Source organism: Ignavibacteria bacterium (genome assembly GCA_016707005.1).
Taxonomy (GTDB): domain Bacteria; phylum Bacteroidota; class Ignavibacteria; order Kapaibacteriales; family Kapaibacteriaceae; genus UBA10438.
The window spans coordinates 42,049-57,500 of sequence record JADJIQ010000001.1 but is presented as its reverse complement, the minus strand read 5'-3'; the positions used below and the strand labels follow the sequence as shown (position 1 = coordinate 57,500).

Genomic DNA, 15,452 nt, shown 5'->3' with positions numbered 1-15,452 from the left:
TCCTTACGGAGCCCACAGCTTCGGCGGGATGCTTAGTCCCGATTATTGTCGGCGCACAGTCGCTCGACCAGTGAGCTATTACGCACTCTTTGAATGAATGGCTGCTTCTAAGCCAACATCCTGGCTGTCTATGCAACTGCACATCCTTTGCCTGTTAGCACCCACTTGGGGGCCTTAGCTGGTGGTCTGGGTTGTTTCCCTCTCGGCTACGAAGCTTATCCCTCGCAGCCTCACTCCCGTGCAATTCTGTCATCGGCATTTGCGGTTTATCTGGGGTCGGTACCGTTGTGACAGCCCTAGCCCAATCAGAGCCCTACCTCCGAGACAGTAAACACGAGGCTGTTCCTAAAAACATTTCGGGGAGTACGAGCTATCACCGAGTTTGATTGGCCTTTCACCCCTATCCACAGGTCATCGGAGTAGTTTTCAACCCACACCCGTTCGGACCTCCACGTGGTGTTACCCACGCTTCATCCTGCCCATGGATAGATCACACGGTTTCGCGTCTGCCGCCACATACTGATTCGCCCTATTCAGACTCGCTTTCGCTACGGGTGCGGATATCCATATCCTTACCCTTGCATGAGACGAGCAACTCGTAGGCTCATTAAGCAAAGGCACGCCGTCACAGCATTGCTGCTGCTCCGACCGTTTGTAAGCACACGGTTTCAGGTTCTTTCACTCCCTTCTGAAGGGTTCTTTTCACCTTTCCCTCACGGTACTGGTTCACTATCGGTCACAGAGGAGTATTTAGCCTTGGAGGGTGGTCCCCCCGGTTTCACACAGGATTTCTCGTGTCCCGCGCTACTCAGGATACCCCTGGGCCTTCAATGGTTTCGCATACAGGGCTCTCACCTTCTGTGGCCGGCCTTCCCAGGCCGTTCTGCTACCATCTCCGGATCCCGTTATGGGGTCCTACAACCCTGAGCGCATTTGCATGTGCTCGGTTTGGGCTATTCCCGTTTCGCTCGCCACTACTCCGGGAATCTCGTTTGATTTCTCTTCCTCCAGGTACTGAGATGTTTCACTTCCCTGGGTTAGCTCCCTTGCGGGTAATGGGACATGACTCCCATTGGGTTTCCCCATTCGGACATCCGCGGATCAAAGCATGCTTCCTGCTCCCCGCGGCGTTTCGCCGGTTGCTGCGTCCTTCTTCGCCTCTCTGTGCCAAGGCATCCACCGTGTGCCCTTTACAACTTGCCGTTTGTTTTTCGTCCTGCGACGTACGTCGCTAATTCTCTTCACCAATGCTTGCGCATTGTTTCTACGCGTTTGCTTGTTTTCTATCGTTTTCGTCTTTGCTCGCCTATCGCTTGTGCGTCGTCATGACTCGATCACGCTCCTCAACACCTTTTTTCCAGGATGCCTCGGGCACTCTCTTGGCCATGCCTACACGCATTGCTCAATAGACGGCTTTCTCGTTTTACGAACATTAACCTCTTCAGTTTTCAAAGAACTCTTGGATTCTAGATACATCGTAAAGATGTACCGTTTCCGTGGACCCATACGGGATCGAACCGTAGACCTCCTGAATGCAAATCAGGCGCTCTCCCAGCTGAGCTATGGGCCCATCATCTTAACCACGTGGGCCGGAGTGGACTTGAACCACCGGCCTCACGCTTATCAGGCGTGTGCTCTAACCAGCTGAGCTACCGGCCCATCTGCAATCGTTGATGGAGTTCGGTTCCAAAGAACACCGTTAGGTGTTCTTTGACAACAGGAAGCATTTACAGAACGATCTTTCCAGTATTAAAAAGACACTATCGAGACTGATTGCTCATGTCTCGTAGAGAAATATTCTTCTCAGGTCTCCTTAGAAAGGAGGTGATCCAGCCGCACCTTCCGGTACGGCTACCTTGTTACGACTTAGCCCTAGTCACCGATTTCGCCTTCGACGGCATTACTACCGGCTTCGGGCACCCCCGGCTCCCATGGCGTGACGGGCGGTGTGTACAAGGCCCGGGAACGTATTCACCGCGGCGTGCTGATCCGCGATTACTAGCGATTCCACCTTCATGGAGTCGAGTTGCAGACTCCAATCCGAACTGAGACCGGCTTTAGGGATTATCTCTGCCTCGCGGCTTTGCCCGTTGGACCGGCCATTGTATCACGTGTGTAGCCCCGGACGTAAGGGCCATGATGACTTGACGTCATCCCCACCTTCCTCTCTACTTGCGTAGGCAGTCTCTCCAGAGTGCCCGGCCAAACCGCTGGCAACTGGAGATAGGGGTTGCGCTCGTTGCGGGACTTAACCCAACACCTCACGGCACGAGCTGACGACAGCCATGCAGCACCTCTGTAAGCATCCGACTTAACGGGTCCGTCGACTTTCATCTCTGTACTACTTACACTTCAAGCCCGGGTAAGGTTCTTCGCGTTGCATCGAATTAAACCACATGATCCACCGCTTGTGCGGGCCCCCGTCAATTCCTTTGAGTTTCAACCTTGCGATCGTACTCCCCAGGTGGTATGCTTATCAGATTCCCTACGGCACTGAACCCTTGCGGGCCCAACACCAAGCATACATCGTTTAGGGCGCGGACTACCAGGGTATCTAATCCTGTTTGATCCCCGCGCTTTCGTGCCTCAGCGTCAGTTACGAGCCAGATGAGCGCCTTCGCCACCGGTGTTCCTCCTGATATCTACGCATTTCACCGCTACACCAGGAATTCCCTCATCCTCTCGCACTCAAGCCCTGCCGTATCAAAGGCACCCTCCGGGTTAAGCCCGGATATTTCACCTCTGACGCACAAGGCCGCCTACGCACCCTTTATACCCAGTAAATCCGGACAACGCTCGGGTCCTACGTATTACCGCGGCTGCTGGCACGTAGTTAGCCGACCCTTCCTTTGACGGTACCGTCCCAGAGGCCCGTGGCCTCCTTTCGTCCCGTCCGACAGTGGTTTACAAGGCGAAGCCCTGTCATCCCACACGCGGCATTGCTGGTTCAGGATTGCTCCCATTGACCAATATTCCTCACTGCTGCCTCCCGTAGGAGTCTGGACCGTGTCTCAGTTCCAGTGTGGCTGTTCGTCCTCTCAGACCAGCTACTGATCGTCGCCTTGGTGAGCCATTACCTCACCAACTAGCTAATCAGCCGCAGGCTCATCCCCATCCGCCGAAGCTTTGATCTCGCGACCTCATCAGATATTAGCCCCGGTTTCCCGGGGTTATGTCTGTGATGGGGGCAGATAACCTACGTGTTACTCACCCGTGCGCCAGTGGTATTGCTACCCCTAGACTTGCATGTGTTAGGCATGCCGCCAGCGTTCGTCCTGAGCCAGGATCAAACTCTCCGTTGTAGAAAGTTGATTCTAGTTCTTGTTGTTGTTGTTTCCGAATTGATCGCATGGAACACCACTTCGCTGATTACTCAGCTCCACAGTGCACTCCATGACGGGGGTAGAACATATGTCCTACCCATTTTTTTGTTACTGCTTGCTTCCTGTTGTCAAAGAACACCGACTTTTCGACTTTTTCCGCCTTCGTTAGCGACAGTGCCGCGCGAAGGGGAGACAAACATAAGGGTATTGCCCCACTCCACCAAATGGGTATGCGAAAAAAGGTGGGGGAAGGCGAAAAAAAATCAGAGGTCGAACTCCATTTTCACGGTGATCGAGGCTGTCTTACGTTTAGATGTCGTATTGAAAGCACCACCCCAACTGTAATCTTCATTGCTGTTCTGCGCGGTGATCTGGAAGATCCCCATATCGGCTCGAAGCAGCTTGCCAAGCCGCCCGGCGGAGTTCTCGGCGATCTTCTCCGCACGCTCAGTGCCGTCCTTGGACGCCTTAGCGAGCAGATCTAGCTTGAGCTCTGCCAACTTTGTGTAGTAGTATTCAGGCGGCTGTGAGTTCAAGACCACGCCGGCATCAATAAGCTCGCTGATCTCCCGCGACAACATCTCTACCCTGTCAACATCCTTACTCTCTACCTGCACGTTCTGACTGAGATTGTACCCGTCAAAAACTTGCTCATAGCGCTCACCATTCTGCACGGATCGGTATACCGGATTGATGGCAACGGCACTGATGATGATAGCGCTGGAAGGGATTCCCTTTGAGATGAGATAGCTCTTTACCCTGTCGGCATCGGCCCGAATCTGACCATAAGCACTTGCCACCGTAGGCCCCATCCTCGAGAACGATGCCCTCCAGACAATGAGATCACTTACAAAATCCTGCTGGGCAAGCCCCGTAACGATGATCTTCTCTGTCCGTGGATGACTTCCCGTCCACGCCGAGCCCAACAATGCGGCGGCGGCCACAACACCCGCAGCCACTGCAATGGCTGCCCAAAGTCGATACTGCATAGTGTTTCTCCAAGGTTTTTTAAGGGGCTGATCTGAACCGGGCTGCCAAAATACGCCCCCTCCACACCGAACGAGTGGTCGAAAGCCGTATTTTTGCTATTCGACGAATCCTATGGACCATTGACTGCACCCTTCCGTATGGCAAAACCGCTGAGTATTCTGTTCGTCACGAGCGAGATCTACCCGTTCATTAAGACGTCCGAATTTGCCGACCTGTGTTATGCACACTGCTTAGGCGTGCGAGAGATCGGACACGACATTCGTGCCATGATGCCTAAGTATGGCTACATCTCGGAACGTAAGAATCGTATTCACGAGATCAATCGACTGCGCGATATCCCGATCCCGATCGGGTCAGAAGCCCATCCGGCTACTGTAAAGTCGAGCTCGATCAATAACCCGCGTGTAAAGGTCCAGTCGTATATCACGACGAACTCGAACTACCTCGATGTGAATAAGGGTATCGAAGCAGACATCACCACGGGCGTTACGTTCCCGAACAATGATGAACGCTACATATTCTATAACCGCACGGTTCTAGAGACATGTCTATTGCTCGGTTGGTTCCCGGATATCATCCACTGCGTTGGCTGGCAAACGGCCCTCATCCCGGCATATATCCGTACACGCTACCCACAGGAGTTCAAGAAGACGAAGATCGTTATGACGATCTCGGACTTCGAAGAACAAGGTGTGTTCCCTCTGAAGTCCCTTCAAAAGACGGGGCTTACCGAAGACGCAATGGAAAAGGCGAAGTACAAGAATAAAATGAACTTCCTGCGCGCCGGCATGGCATATGCAGACCGCGTGTCTACCTTGTCTCCGACGTATGCTACTGAACTCGTTGCTAATAAAGAGTTCACGGAGAACTGGCTTCCGTTACTGAATAAGAAGCCATTGGCTGGTATCGGTCATGGCATAGACCTCCTCCATTGGAACCCAAAGACTGATTCGAACAATCGTGCGAAGTACGATGTAAAGGATCCTTCCAATAAGGAATCTGCTCGCGAAGCCCTTCAAAAAGAAACCGGTCTCGCCGTGAAGGACGATGCGATGATCGCTGCCTTCCTCGGGCCTCTTACAGAAGAGCGCGGAGCAGATGCATTCATCGCCGCCATCCCGGACCTCATTAAAACCGGAGTTCAGGTCATCATCGCAACCGATATGCCTACTCCGCTGCGTAAGGCCGCCGATGCTCTCATGAAGAAACATCCTCATGAGGTTCAGGTTCGAGTTGGATATGATGAAGAATACCTACATCACGTCATGGCGGGCGCTACGGTTCTTGTGAAGCCGTCCCGACATGAGGTGAGCGGACAGTTCCAGCGCATTGCTCTTGCCTATGGCACTATCCCTATCGTCCGTGCTACGGGCGGAATCGCAGAGGGTCTTATCGACGCAGATGAGGCAAAGGGGGCAGGCAATGCCTTCATCATGAAGAAGACGGATGCTGCCGAGATCGTCAAGACATTCAAACGCGCTCAAAAAGCACACGCATCACACGAAGCCTGGAGTGAGATCGTCGCCAAGGCTATGTCTACACCTGTTGGCTGGTCTGCATCAGCTCAGGGATACGACGAGTTTTACAGATCTCTGGTCAAGGATACCAAATAGCCGTGTTCGAAACGTGGCGTGGCCCCCACGCGTTTTATGCAGTGATCGCTGCCATTGGCGTGATCCTTTCGTCGTGCAACGACCTTCCTACAAGTGTGGGCTCTGAAGTCGTACCCGGCACCGACACGATCTACGCTCTTTCATCATTGGATGCTCCATTGCTTTCCAATGACACGATGTCGTCCGTCCGTGAACCACTTGTGAACTCCACCTACTTCTTGATCGGGAACACGCAGAATGATCAAGCTCGGGTCTTCATGGAATTCACCAATTATCCGGATCTCGGACCGGATTCAGCTTACGATGTTGTCAGTGCTGACCTACAGATGTTCCCGCAAGACTATCGGTATGGGGACACATCAGATCGCTCGGTCTCGTTCACTGCATATGAACTCAAACGCTCGTGGTCTGCGAACGTAACATGGGATTCGATCTGGACAGCAGACGGAAGCACCGACTTCTATTCAACAGCAGATGCACCGGTCTGCACGTATTCCGAACAAGTAACGGTTCCTGCAGACTCAATGATCCGCGTTCCGTTCGACGTTGATGCGGTGAAGCGATGGATGGTTGCCGGAAGAGATTCCTCACTTGTAAAAGAGGTCTTCGGCTTCGTACTTCTTCCGTCGAACACGTCGGTCATCCGCCAGTTTCGCAATCTTGACGGTGTGATCCAAGTCATGAAGCTCCGTGTGATCACGAAGAAACGTGATACCACTCAAGCGCTCGACACGGTTTTTGTAGAAAGTGCCGTTGCCAATTTTGTGAATACACCTGAGGCCCAAGCCGGTGAACTTCTTGTTCAAGGGGCACGCATTCACCGTACGTCGTTCAAGATCGATCTCGACTCCATTCCAAATAACTCGGTGATCGTTGGTGGCACTCTTCGCATCACGGTCAACGATGCTGCATCAACCTATGGCCTCTTCGGTCGCGACGAAGTGATCGCCATTCGATACAGCCCGCCGATCGGTTCTATCATCGAACTCTCGGCCCGAGACGACGCATCCGGCGTTTACATCTTCACGAATATCGGACCGATGTTGCAGTTGATCAGAAAGTACGGTGGTCCGGCTGAGTTGATCATCAAGCCGTCCGGTGTGTACGAAACATGGCGCATGAACCGACTTCACATCTATGGCCTCAACGCAGCAGACTACCTCCGCCCTCGAGTAACGGTGGCCTACACGATACCAGGCGTGTTCGATAAATGATGCGCCCCTTCCTCATCCTCGTGTTGTTAGCCATCCCACTCACTGCGTTTGGTCAAGGGGGCTCCAACTATTCGTCCATTGGCCTTGGCGATCTGCGTCGAACTGTTGGTGCACTCTATGACGGGATGTCCGGCACGTCCATCGCCATGCCAAGCGATCACGGGATCAACATCGTCAACCCGGCCTTGCTGGGCTTTTCTCCGTACACCCGGCTTCAAGCCGGATATCGATTTAACCAGCACCTCGTCACAGACAACGGGAACTCGATCGCTCAGAACAACGGCGAGATCGATGGTCTGATGGTACTGTTCGCCATCGATACTGCACATGGGTTTGGGGTCTCATTTGGCGTGGTCCCGTATTCATCTGTGAACTACGTTGTGAGGCGTGAACTCAAGACAGATATCGATGGCTCGGCCGTTACCGGACGTAGTCAACAACAAGGTACCGGCGGAACGTCCAGCATTCAGATCGGCGCATCCGGTCGGCTTGGCGACTTCTACGGCGGCGTATCCATCCAGACACTGTTCGGCGTGATCACGCTCTCGGATAACATCTTCATCGATGGTTACAGAGAGTTGGTTACGTCAACAACGTCCTATGATGTTCGCGGCATCCTGCTTCGAGGCGGATTGTACTATAAGGCAACTCCGGCCTTGTCGCTTGGAGCTTTTGTATCGGGTGGTCCGCGCGGCTCAATGAATATCGTCTATCGTGCAGCCGGAACGTTGAGCGGCAGCCCTTACTTTGATTCAACGCGTGCCGTGCAGTCGACAACCGAACTGCCGTACAGCGTCGGTATCGGTGCTTCGATCAAATCAGGACGCTCGCGTTACGGGATCGACCTTGAGTTTGGAGATCATTCAAGTGTTGATGTGAACCCGCGCTCAGATGCCACCTATTCTCGTTCACTTAGAGCAACATTTGGCTTTGACAGACCTGCAGCTCAATACGCTCCTACGTTTGGAGAAAAGTGGGGATTCCGTGCAGGTGCCGGCTTCCAACGTCAGTATTATACGTTCAAGGGTGAGAATATCGACGAAGTCTTCGCCTCTGGTGGATTCGATTTCCCTCTCGGCGCCAGTGCAACCGTTGATGCTGCCGTAATGGGTGGATACCGAGGTCCTTCAAACGGCGCGTTGTCTGAGTTATTCCTTCGCCTCACATTCACCGTTAGTATCGGTGAAACGTGGTTCAAACCGTTCTCACGCGAGTGATGATGGAGGTAGTAGACCTACCTTCTAGTAGCGGTATCGTTTCGACACGTCCGCCATGTTGTTCAACAACATCAGCACCTACGATCGTATCACGTGTATAGTCGCCCCCTTTCACAAGAACATCGGGTAACAAGAGTCCGATGATATGAAGGGGCGTATCATCTCCAAAGATGACAACATGATCAACCGAGCGCAGTCCGGCAATAACGGTTGCTCTGTCGAGCTCCGAATTGACAGGGCGTTCCGGACCTTTGAGTCTGCGGACCGAGTCGTCGGAATTCAATCCTAACACAAGAACATCACCGAACTCACGAGCCTTCTCCAGATAGGTAACGTGTCCGGCATGCAGAATGTCGAAGACGCCATTTGTGAAGACGATGCGTTTCCCTTGTTCACGTAATGATTCGCGCAGGGATACGATCTCTGGATCGGTGGTAAGGATCATGATGGTCGTGTTGAAGTCTCGTCTTCGTGGACGGCGGACAAAAGAGAATCGGCCGTGATGGCGATGATACCCGGTTCCGCCACAACACATCCCGCTGCAACATTCGCAAGTGCAGCGGCCTCGCGCATGGACGCACCTGCAGCCACCATTGCTCCTAACGTTGCGATGACGGTATCACCGGCACCGGAGACGTCGGCCACATTCTTCGCACGTGTTGGAACGCTGCTTACTTCACCACTGCGCTCAAACAGCATCATGCCTTCGGATCCCAATGTGATAAGCACGTTATCACAATCGAGTTTTTCCAAAAGCATCGCTCCTGCTTCGCGTACATCAGCGTCGGTCTTCAGCGGTATATCCAATGCATCTGCAGCTTCCTTCCTGTTCGGTTTGAAGAGCGTGCATGACGTGAAATCGAAGAAGTGTCGACGCTTCGGATCAACAAACACCGGTATCGACCGCTCCGAGGCAACAGCCATCACGGAGGCGATCAACTGCGGAGAGAGGAACCCTTTGTCGTAGTCCTCAAGGATGATCCCACGCAGACTCGTCCGTTTGCGAAGAAAGTCCGACACGGACTCGATCACATTTGGAGCCACATGTGCTCGTGTCTCCCGATCAAGCCGAACGATCTGCTGGTTATTGCCGATCACTCGCGTCTTCACCGTTGTAGGCCTGCCCTCTTCAACGGCAATGCCGTCAACATCGAGTCCAGCTGCTAGACCGATCTCACGCAACATCTTCCCCGATGAATCATCACCCACTACTCCACAGAGAAGGGGCTGTGCACCAAGCCCAAGAAGATTGGTGGCAACGTTGGCGGCCCCTCCTAGGTGGAAGCTCTCATTGTCAATGTCCACCACAGGAACTGGCGCTTCCGGGGAGACGCGATGAACGCTCCCCCAGAAATACCTATCGAGCATGATGTCCCCTACCACGCCGATCTCCATTCCGCGGAGAGCCGTTAAAAGGTTCTGTGTTCGTTCGCGTGAGAGGTGATGCATAGAGTTCGGGAACGTGTTCTTACGCCTGAGCGCCGGATGTTGGAGCAGGAGCCGGACGGGTAGCCATTTGACGATCAAGGAGGTAGACAGAAGGACCGTCTGAACCCACAAGCTTCAATCGCTCAATGATCTCTACCACCAGCGCTTCTTCTTCCACCTGCTCATTGATGAACCATTGCAAGACGATCTGTGCAGGTAGGTCCTTTTCTTTCAATGCGAGTTCATACAACGCATTGATGCTTGCCGTTATCGCCATCTCGTGCTTGCGAACCTGTTCGAACACCTGTACGGCTGACGTGTATTTCTTGACCGGTGCAGCAAGGGGGCGAAGGGTAACCGACTCACCACGATTGTGAAGAAAGTCGTAGAGCTTCATGGCGTGCATGGTCTCTTCTTGCCACTGCACCCGCATCCACTGGGCAAAGCCCGGCAGATTCTGCTCGGCGAACCATGCAGCCATGCCGAGATAGGTATAGGAGCTTTGGAATTCGGCTTGGATCTGGATGTTGAAGGCGTCTACGAGTTTTGGTTTCATTGGCATTGAGGTTCCTTTTGCAAGAGAGTATGTCACGAAATTACCCAATTCGGGGCTAGTTTCGGGGTCCTAACCACCACATGAACGGAAGAACAAATGAAACGCCAGACCACACTGACCCGACTCTCCATCGTAAACGCTGAGTTTTTTGCCTTCCACGGCGTCCGTGAGGAAGAACGCAACCTCGGCGGTCGTTTTCAGGTGGATGTGGATGTATGGTATGACACGATGAAGGCTGTTGTCAGTGACGATCTCAGCGACACCGTGAACTACGAAGAAGTGCTCTTCCTTGTGAACGAACACATGAACGGTGAGCCCTGCGAACTGATCGAAACGTTGTCCTTTGATATGGCTTCGGCCATCATCGATCGTTTTGTTGCCGTTCGTCAGACAACGGTGCGTGTTCGCAAACTCAACGTTCCTATTCAGCAGGTTCTCGACCACGTCGAAGCTGAGATCACTGTTGTCCGCGAAGACTGATCACTGACATGCGCGTTCTCCTCTCTCTCGGCTCCAACATCGGCAACTCGCGAGAAATGGTGCGGGCAGCCATGACCGAGATCGAGCGAACGATCCTTTCCGACACGCTCCGATCGCAAATGTGGCTCACGGATCCGGTTGGATACACCGATCAACCGCCTTTCATCAATGCAGCGATCGTTGGATCCAGTGATCTATCGGCGCAAGAGATCCATGACCGCTGCAAGAATATCGAGAATCAATTGGGCCGACAGCAGCGTGAGCGCTGGCGAGAACGTGAGATCGATATCGATGTGATCCTCGTGGGAGATGTGATCGTGGATGACGGAGACCTGCATATCCCGCATGCACGAATGGAAGAACGTCGGTTCGTGTTAGCCCCCTGCCAAGAGATCGCACCCGAGATGGTGTCTCCGAGGACAGGGATGTCCATCGGAGAATTGCTCAATGTGTGTCCGGACACTTCATCCGTTGCGATAGCCGAGTGATAATCAATGCGCATCCCTGAACATATCATCGATCAAGTTCGGTCACAAGCAGACATTGTGGACGTGATCGGAGAGCATGTAAAGCTCAAGCGCACGAACAAGAACTACCTCGGACTATGCCCCTTTCACAACGAAAAAACTCCGTCGTTCAACGTCAACCCCGAGCGCGGTATCTACAAGTGCTTCGGTTGCGGTAAGGCCGGCAATGTGATCACGTTCGTCGAAGAGCACATGCACATGGGCTTTGTTGACGCAGTGAAACATCTGGCACGTAGAAGCGGCATTGAGATCCCGGAAGAACAACGAGACGATCCAACGGGCGAACTTGCACGTAAGGATGCTGCCCTCCGAGCTCTGCGCGAAGCCACTGACTTCTACCGTTCCATCTTGAACTCCTCAGACGGGGCTCCTGCACGCGCCTTCTATACAAAGCGCGGATTCGGAGAAGAGATATCGGAGGCATTCAAACTCGGAGCTGCTCCTGCATCGTGGGATGCCGGCATGAAGCACTTGCTCGAACGCGGCTTTGCGATCGAACATCTTGTTGATGCCGGATTGGTGATCACGCGAGAAGACGGCAAGACGTATGACCGGTTCCGTGGCAGAGCGATGTTCGCCATCTGTGACGATGCTGGACGTGTGGTGGGCTTCAGTGCCCGCACACTTACCGATGAACCAGGTCAGCCAAAGTATGTCAACTCACCTCAGAGCATCGTCTTTGACAAGAGTAGAGTTCTCTACGGACTCGATCGCGCGAAACGATCCATCACCGAACATCGTACCGCCGTTCTCGTTGAGGGTCAGGCTGATGTGATCTCCCTTCACCAAGCCGGATTCACGGCAACGGTTGCAAGCTCGGGAACGGCGCTTACGCAGGATCAGCTTCGACTGATCAAGCGATATGCAGACACGGTCGTTCTTGTCTTCGATAGTGATGAGGCCGGACAGAAGGCCATTACTCGCGGTATCGAGCTCGGACTTGCCGGCGGTTTTGATGTGAAGTGTGTGCTGTTGCCGCCGGGGACTGATCCCGACTCCTTGGTGCGTGAGCGTGGAGCCGACGCCTTGCGGGCGTTGATCGATGGAGCCCCTTCCTGGCTTGTGTATCAGACCGACAGATTCCAACGCATGGGATTGCTCGATGATCCCGTGCAGCAAGCCAAGGCCGTTCGTACGATGTTGGAGTGGATCGCATCTGTTCCGGAAACACTTCGCCATCAGTTTCTTGTGCGAGATCTTGCCGAGAGATTCCGTCTTGATGAGCGATTGCTGGCTTCTGAACTTTCACAGATCACCAATCGCAGACCAGCCCAGCGTTATGATCAGCGTCAAGACACGAAGCAGCAAGCGATCACGCAATCGGGTGGACCAGACGCGAAGATCGCGCCCCGTCCAGTAGCCGTTCTGCTTCCACCTGAACGTGAATTGATCCGTGTGGCCATGACCTTAGATGATGGACTCAGCTTTCTCCTCAACGGATTCCATGTAACGGAGAAGACCTTCTGGAGTGAGTCTGGTCAGCGCATCTTCCGTCGCATCCTGGTTGCCGAAGTTGAGCACGGCGAATGGGTTCAACAAGTGCTGAACGATGAAGAACTCACAACAGATGAACGACGTGAACTGGCCGACATCCTTTTTGCCGTCTCTTCTCCGAGTGATGCATGGGGCAGGTTCAACGTGGATGTACCAACGTACGACATCGCCAGACCTGTGCGGGATGCTCTTCTCAATATCGAGATACATCGCCTGCATCAGCGCATCGACATTATGACACAGACCATTGAGACCACCATCGATGTGGACGAACGTAAACGATTCATGTACCAGATCACAGCGATGATCAAACGGCGCGAGGATCTGCGTCGTTGTTTTGACACTGACCCCAAAGACCTCTCATGGCAGCACGACGTTTCAGTTTCCTGACTCTAGGTGGGGCGATCCTTGCGGCCGTTGGCCTGTGGGGATATGTGTCACTGACGAGATCGTACGAGGACGACATCATTGTGCCGTTCGTTGTGGTGTCGCCTCCAAACCAAGCATTACTTTCTACCGTTCCGGCAACCCTCTCCGTGCGCGTACGTGCATCCGGTCTTCAACTTCTGAACCTGAAGTATTTCACAAAGGCCGCAGCATGCACGCTTGACCTCCAACGTCTTCGCGCAACCGGACCATCCACGTACAAGGCCGAGAGTCCGGATCTCCTACGCGGCCTGGTCTCTGCTATACCCCTTCGAACCATCTCTGTAGTTCCAAGCGAGATCAATCTGGCTACCGGTGATCTTGCTGTGAAACGAGTGCCACTACGCGTGCAGCACAACATCTCTTGCAGACAAGGTTTCCTCCTAGCATCGGAACCGCAATCGATGATGCAGGAGGTGGAGGTTCGCGGAACGAAGAGCATCGTTGAGCGCATTCAGGAATGGTCAACGCAACGCCTCTCTCTTGAAGATGTCCATGAATCCGCCGGGTTGGATGTTCCGGTGAGTGACACGTTGATGTCTCTCGTGAACGTTGTTCCGTCGGTCGTTCGTGTGCAGCTCAACGTGCAACAATCTGCAGACCTTATGGTGATGGATGTACCCGTAACGTTGGCCACCTCCCAAGGATCGGAGTACATGGATGTTCATCCATCGCGCATCCGCGTTGTGGTGCGTGGCGGCGTGGACGATGTAGCTCAGATCACGGCAAAGGATCTGCATGCAGAGATCACGGAACGACCGCAGAGCGGATTCGTTCGGCCGCGCGTTCTTGCGCCGAACAACGTCCGCGTGATCTCCACCGATCCCCCGTTCGTACGTGTTACCGCCCGCAAGGGAGGTCAGCCGGGTGTGCGGATCAGCAGCGATGAATCGCCGTAGCTCAAGAATCGATATCCGTTGTTGAGCGCAGCATCGTAGATCTCACGCCACTGATCACCGCCGCAGAAGCCGGCGACTAGCATCAACAACGTGTTGCCAGGTTGGTGAAAGTTGGTGATGAGAGCGTCGGCCATTGCAATGCGACAGCCCGGTGCGATCATAAGTTGTGTTTCGCCCCATACCTCATCAACACTCTTGGCGTCCATCCATTGCAGGACGGCATTAAGCACGTCAGCGCGGGGATAGCTATCCAGTGAAACATCAAACGCATCCCATTGATCTACGTCTGCAGATGGATGAGCACTCGGTCCGTCGCGCAAGATCTTAGCACCAAAGGCATAGACTGATTCCATTGTCCGCAACGATGTTGTTCCTACCACCGTTGTCCATGGTTGATCCGACGTGGCATGACGATACATTTGCAGGAGCGAATCGCGTGTGATCCCAAACCGCTCAGCATGCATGGTGTGATCCTTCACATCCTCTGCCTCCACCGGACGGAACGTGCCAAGTCCTACGTGGAGTGTGCAGTCTGCGCGGTCGATACCGCGATCCTTCAATGCCGACAACACTTCGTCCGTAAAGTGCAGTCCGGCCGTTGGAGCTGCCACAGATCCTTCTTCAACAGCATAGACCGTTTGGTATCGTTTGGCATCATCCTCATCAGCCTCGCGGTGGAGGTAGGGCGGAAGCGGTAGGTGGCCAACTTCGGAGATCACCTGCGAGAGCGAGATATCCCGTTCCCAGGACAACTCCACAGATGCCTCCGTACCATTTCGATCGATCACCGTTGCACAGAGGTCACTATGGGGCTCCTTTAGAACCATCCCCGGCTGGACGTTCCGTCCACCGATAAGCCCCCTCCACACTGATCGTTCATGCGAGGCAAGAACCACCGCCGGGTCCTTCATCGGGCGCAGCGGATCTGTCAGGAGAAGCTCTACAATGCCCCCTGTGGGCTTTGTAAGGTGAATGCGAGCAGCGATCACTCGCGTTCGGTTCACACACAGCAGGGACCGCTCCGGTAGCAGCGAGGGTAGTTCACGGAACGTTTGGTGGTCGATCGTGCGACTGTCTGCTCGGTACACAAGCAACTTGCTCTCGTCGCGGCGTGGCAACGGATGAGCTGCTATCCTCTCAGGAGGGAGTACATACGTATGGTCGGCAAGGAGGATAGACGGAGGGACAAAGCTTGAGGGCATCGTTCAACAGCGTAAATTGGCATTCTGTAACCTTCGGAACCTGCCTTCGTACACAGGCCGATTCCACGCCACCAGACAGAAAG

At 53.8% G+C, this 15,452-nt stretch carries 12 protein-coding genes, 2 tRNA genes and 2 rRNA genes (1 of these 16 running past the window's edge); 7 read left to right on the top strand and 9 right to left on the bottom strand.

What is annotated here, in order from left to right:
- The 5 genes from IPI29_00315 to IPI29_00295 form a co-directional block, all read right to left on the bottom strand.
- Positions 1 to 1,203, bottom strand: a 23S ribosomal RNA gene (locus IPI29_00315); it reaches 1,584 nt to the left of the window's first position.
- Positions 1,204 to 1,497: 294 nt separating this feature from the next.
- Positions 1,498 to 1,570, bottom strand: a tRNA-Ala gene (locus IPI29_00310).
- Positions 1,571 to 1,585: 15 nt separating this feature from the next.
- Positions 1,586 to 1,659: transfer RNA gene (locus tag IPI29_00305), tRNA-Ile, on the bottom strand.
- A 158-nt stretch (positions 1,660 to 1,817) separates the two neighbouring features.
- A 16S ribosomal RNA gene (locus tag IPI29_00300) occupies positions 1,818 to 3,302 on the bottom strand.
- The 16S and 23S rRNA genes sit together here with 2 tRNA genes alongside, the layout of an rRNA operon.
- Positions 3,303 to 3,586: 284 nt before the next feature.
- Positions 3,587 to 4,312 (bottom strand): SIMPL domain-containing protein, encoded by a 726-nt coding sequence (locus IPI29_00295; protein MBK7410988.1) that lies wholly within the window; start codon positions 4,310 to 4,312, stop codon positions 3,587 to 3,589.
- Positions 4,313 to 4,450: 138 nt separating this feature from the next.
- Between IPI29_00295 and IPI29_00290 the strand changes: the two genes are divergently transcribed.
- Genes IPI29_00290 through IPI29_00280 form a run of 3 tightly spaced genes read left to right on the top strand, consistent with a single transcriptional unit; the run spans position 4,451 to position 8,357 of the window.
- On the top strand, positions 4,451 to 5,926 hold the full coding sequence (locus tag IPI29_00290; protein ID MBK7410987.1) for a glycogen synthase: 1,476 nt from the start codon (positions 4,451 to 4,453) through the stop codon (positions 5,924 to 5,926).
- A gap of 2 nt (positions 5,927 to 5,928) precedes the next feature.
- Positions 5,929 to 7,140, top strand: coding sequence for a hypothetical protein (locus tag IPI29_00285; protein MBK7410986.1), 1,212 nt, complete (start codon positions 5,929 to 5,931; stop codon positions 7,138 to 7,140).
- Positions 7,137 to 8,357: a hypothetical protein gene (locus tag IPI29_00280; GenBank protein MBK7410985.1), complete on the top strand. Its 1,221-nt coding sequence runs from the start codon at positions 7,137 to 7,139 to the stop codon at positions 8,355 to 8,357. Before IPI29_00285 ends, IPI29_00280 begins: the two co-directional genes overlap by 4 nt.
- Here IPI29_00280 and rfaE2 read toward each other — a convergent pair.
- The 3 genes from rfaE2 to IPI29_00265 are packed head-to-tail and all read right to left on the bottom strand — an operon-like array spanning position 8,335 to position 10,341.
- Positions 8,335 to 8,802, bottom strand: coding sequence for a D-glycero-beta-D-manno-heptose 1-phosphate adenylyltransferase (gene rfaE2, locus IPI29_00275; protein MBK7410984.1), 468 nt, complete (start codon positions 8,800 to 8,802; stop codon positions 8,335 to 8,337). The genes IPI29_00280 and rfaE2 overlap by 23 nt on opposite strands.
- Complete coding sequence (gene rfaE1 / locus IPI29_00270; GenBank protein ID MBK7410983.1) at positions 8,799 to 9,806, bottom strand: D-glycero-beta-D-manno-heptose-7-phosphate kinase; 1,008 nt, start codon at positions 9,804 to 9,806, stop codon at positions 8,799 to 8,801. Before rfaE1 ends, rfaE2 begins: the two co-directional genes overlap by 4 nt.
- Before the next feature lie 19 nt (positions 9,807 to 9,825).
- A complete protein-coding gene (locus IPI29_00265; GenBank protein ID MBK7410982.1) occupies positions 9,826 to 10,341 on the bottom strand; it encodes a ferritin in 516 nt (171 codons plus the stop codon).
- 96 nt (positions 10,342 to 10,437) lie between these two features.
- Here IPI29_00265 and folB point away from each other — a divergent pair, with 96 nt between their 5' ends.
- The 4 genes from folB to IPI29_00245 are packed head-to-tail and all read left to right on the top strand — an operon-like array spanning position 10,438 to position 14,167.
- Entirely contained in the window at positions 10,438 to 10,821 is a 384-nt protein-coding gene (folB, locus tag IPI29_00260) for a dihydroneopterin aldolase (protein MBK7410981.1), read from the top strand.
- An 8-nt stretch (positions 10,822 to 10,829) separates the two neighbouring features.
- Complete coding sequence (gene folK, locus IPI29_00255; protein ID MBK7410980.1) at positions 10,830 to 11,309, top strand: 2-amino-4-hydroxy-6-hydroxymethyldihydropteridine diphosphokinase; 480 nt, start codon at positions 10,830 to 10,832, stop codon at positions 11,307 to 11,309.
- Between the two features lie 6 nt (positions 11,310 to 11,315).
- On the top strand, positions 11,316 to 13,232 hold the full coding sequence (locus tag IPI29_00250) for a DNA primase (protein ID MBK7410979.1): 1,917 nt from the start codon (positions 11,316 to 11,318) through the stop codon (positions 13,230 to 13,232).
- Positions 13,205 to 14,167 (top strand): hypothetical protein, encoded by a 963-nt coding sequence (locus IPI29_00245; protein MBK7410978.1) that lies wholly within the window; start codon positions 13,205 to 13,207, stop codon positions 14,165 to 14,167. Before IPI29_00250 ends, IPI29_00245 begins: the two co-directional genes overlap by 28 nt.
- Here the strand turns inward: IPI29_00245 and IPI29_00240 are convergent.
- Entirely contained in the window at positions 14,128 to 15,369 is a 1,242-nt protein-coding gene (locus IPI29_00240) for an S-adenosylmethionine:tRNA ribosyltransferase-isomerase (protein MBK7410977.1), read from the bottom strand. The two genes, IPI29_00245 and IPI29_00240, sit on opposite strands and share 40 nt — an antisense overlap.
- Positions 15,370 to 15,452: the final 83 nt, after the last annotated feature.

What these genes read in the sequence shown, in the direction of transcription:
- IPI29_00265 (MBK7410982.1), bottom strand. Translation starts at nt 10,341, where the DNA reads ATGAAACCAAAACTCGTAGACGCCTTCAACATCCAGATCCAAGCCGAA.
- IPI29_00295 (MBK7410988.1), bottom strand. Translation starts at nt 4,312, where the DNA reads ATGCAGTATCGACTTTGGGCAGCCATTGCAGTGGCTGCGGGTGTTGTG.
- IPI29_00250 (MBK7410979.1), top strand. Translation starts at nt 11,316, where the DNA reads ATGCGCATCCCTGAACATATCATCGATCAAGTTCGGTCACAAGCAGAC.
- rfaE1 (MBK7410983.1), bottom strand. Translation starts at nt 9,806, where the DNA reads ATGCATCACCTCTCACGCGAACGAACACAGAACCTTTTAACGGCTCTC.
- IPI29_00240 (MBK7410977.1), bottom strand. Translation starts at nt 15,369, where the DNA reads ATGCCCTCAAGCTTTGTCCCTCCGTCTATCCTCCTTGCCGACCATACG.
- IPI29_00280 (MBK7410985.1), top strand. Translation starts at nt 7,137, where the DNA reads ATGATGCGCCCCTTCCTCATCCTCGTGTTGTTAGCCATCCCACTCACT.
- IPI29_00290 (MBK7410987.1), top strand. Translation starts at nt 4,451, where the DNA reads ATGGCAAAACCGCTGAGTATTCTGTTCGTCACGAGCGAGATCTACCCG.
- folB (MBK7410981.1), top strand. Translation starts at nt 10,438, where the DNA reads ATGAAACGCCAGACCACACTGACCCGACTCTCCATCGTAAACGCTGAG.
- rfaE2 (MBK7410984.1), bottom strand. Translation starts at nt 8,802, where the DNA reads ATGATCCTTACCACCGATCCAGAGATCGTATCCCTGCGCGAATCATTA.
- folK (MBK7410980.1), top strand. Translation starts at nt 10,830, where the DNA reads ATGCGCGTTCTCCTCTCTCTCGGCTCCAACATCGGCAACTCGCGAGAA.
- IPI29_00245 (MBK7410978.1), top strand. Translation starts at nt 13,205, where the DNA reads ATGGCAGCACGACGTTTCAGTTTCCTGACTCTAGGTGGGGCGATCCTT.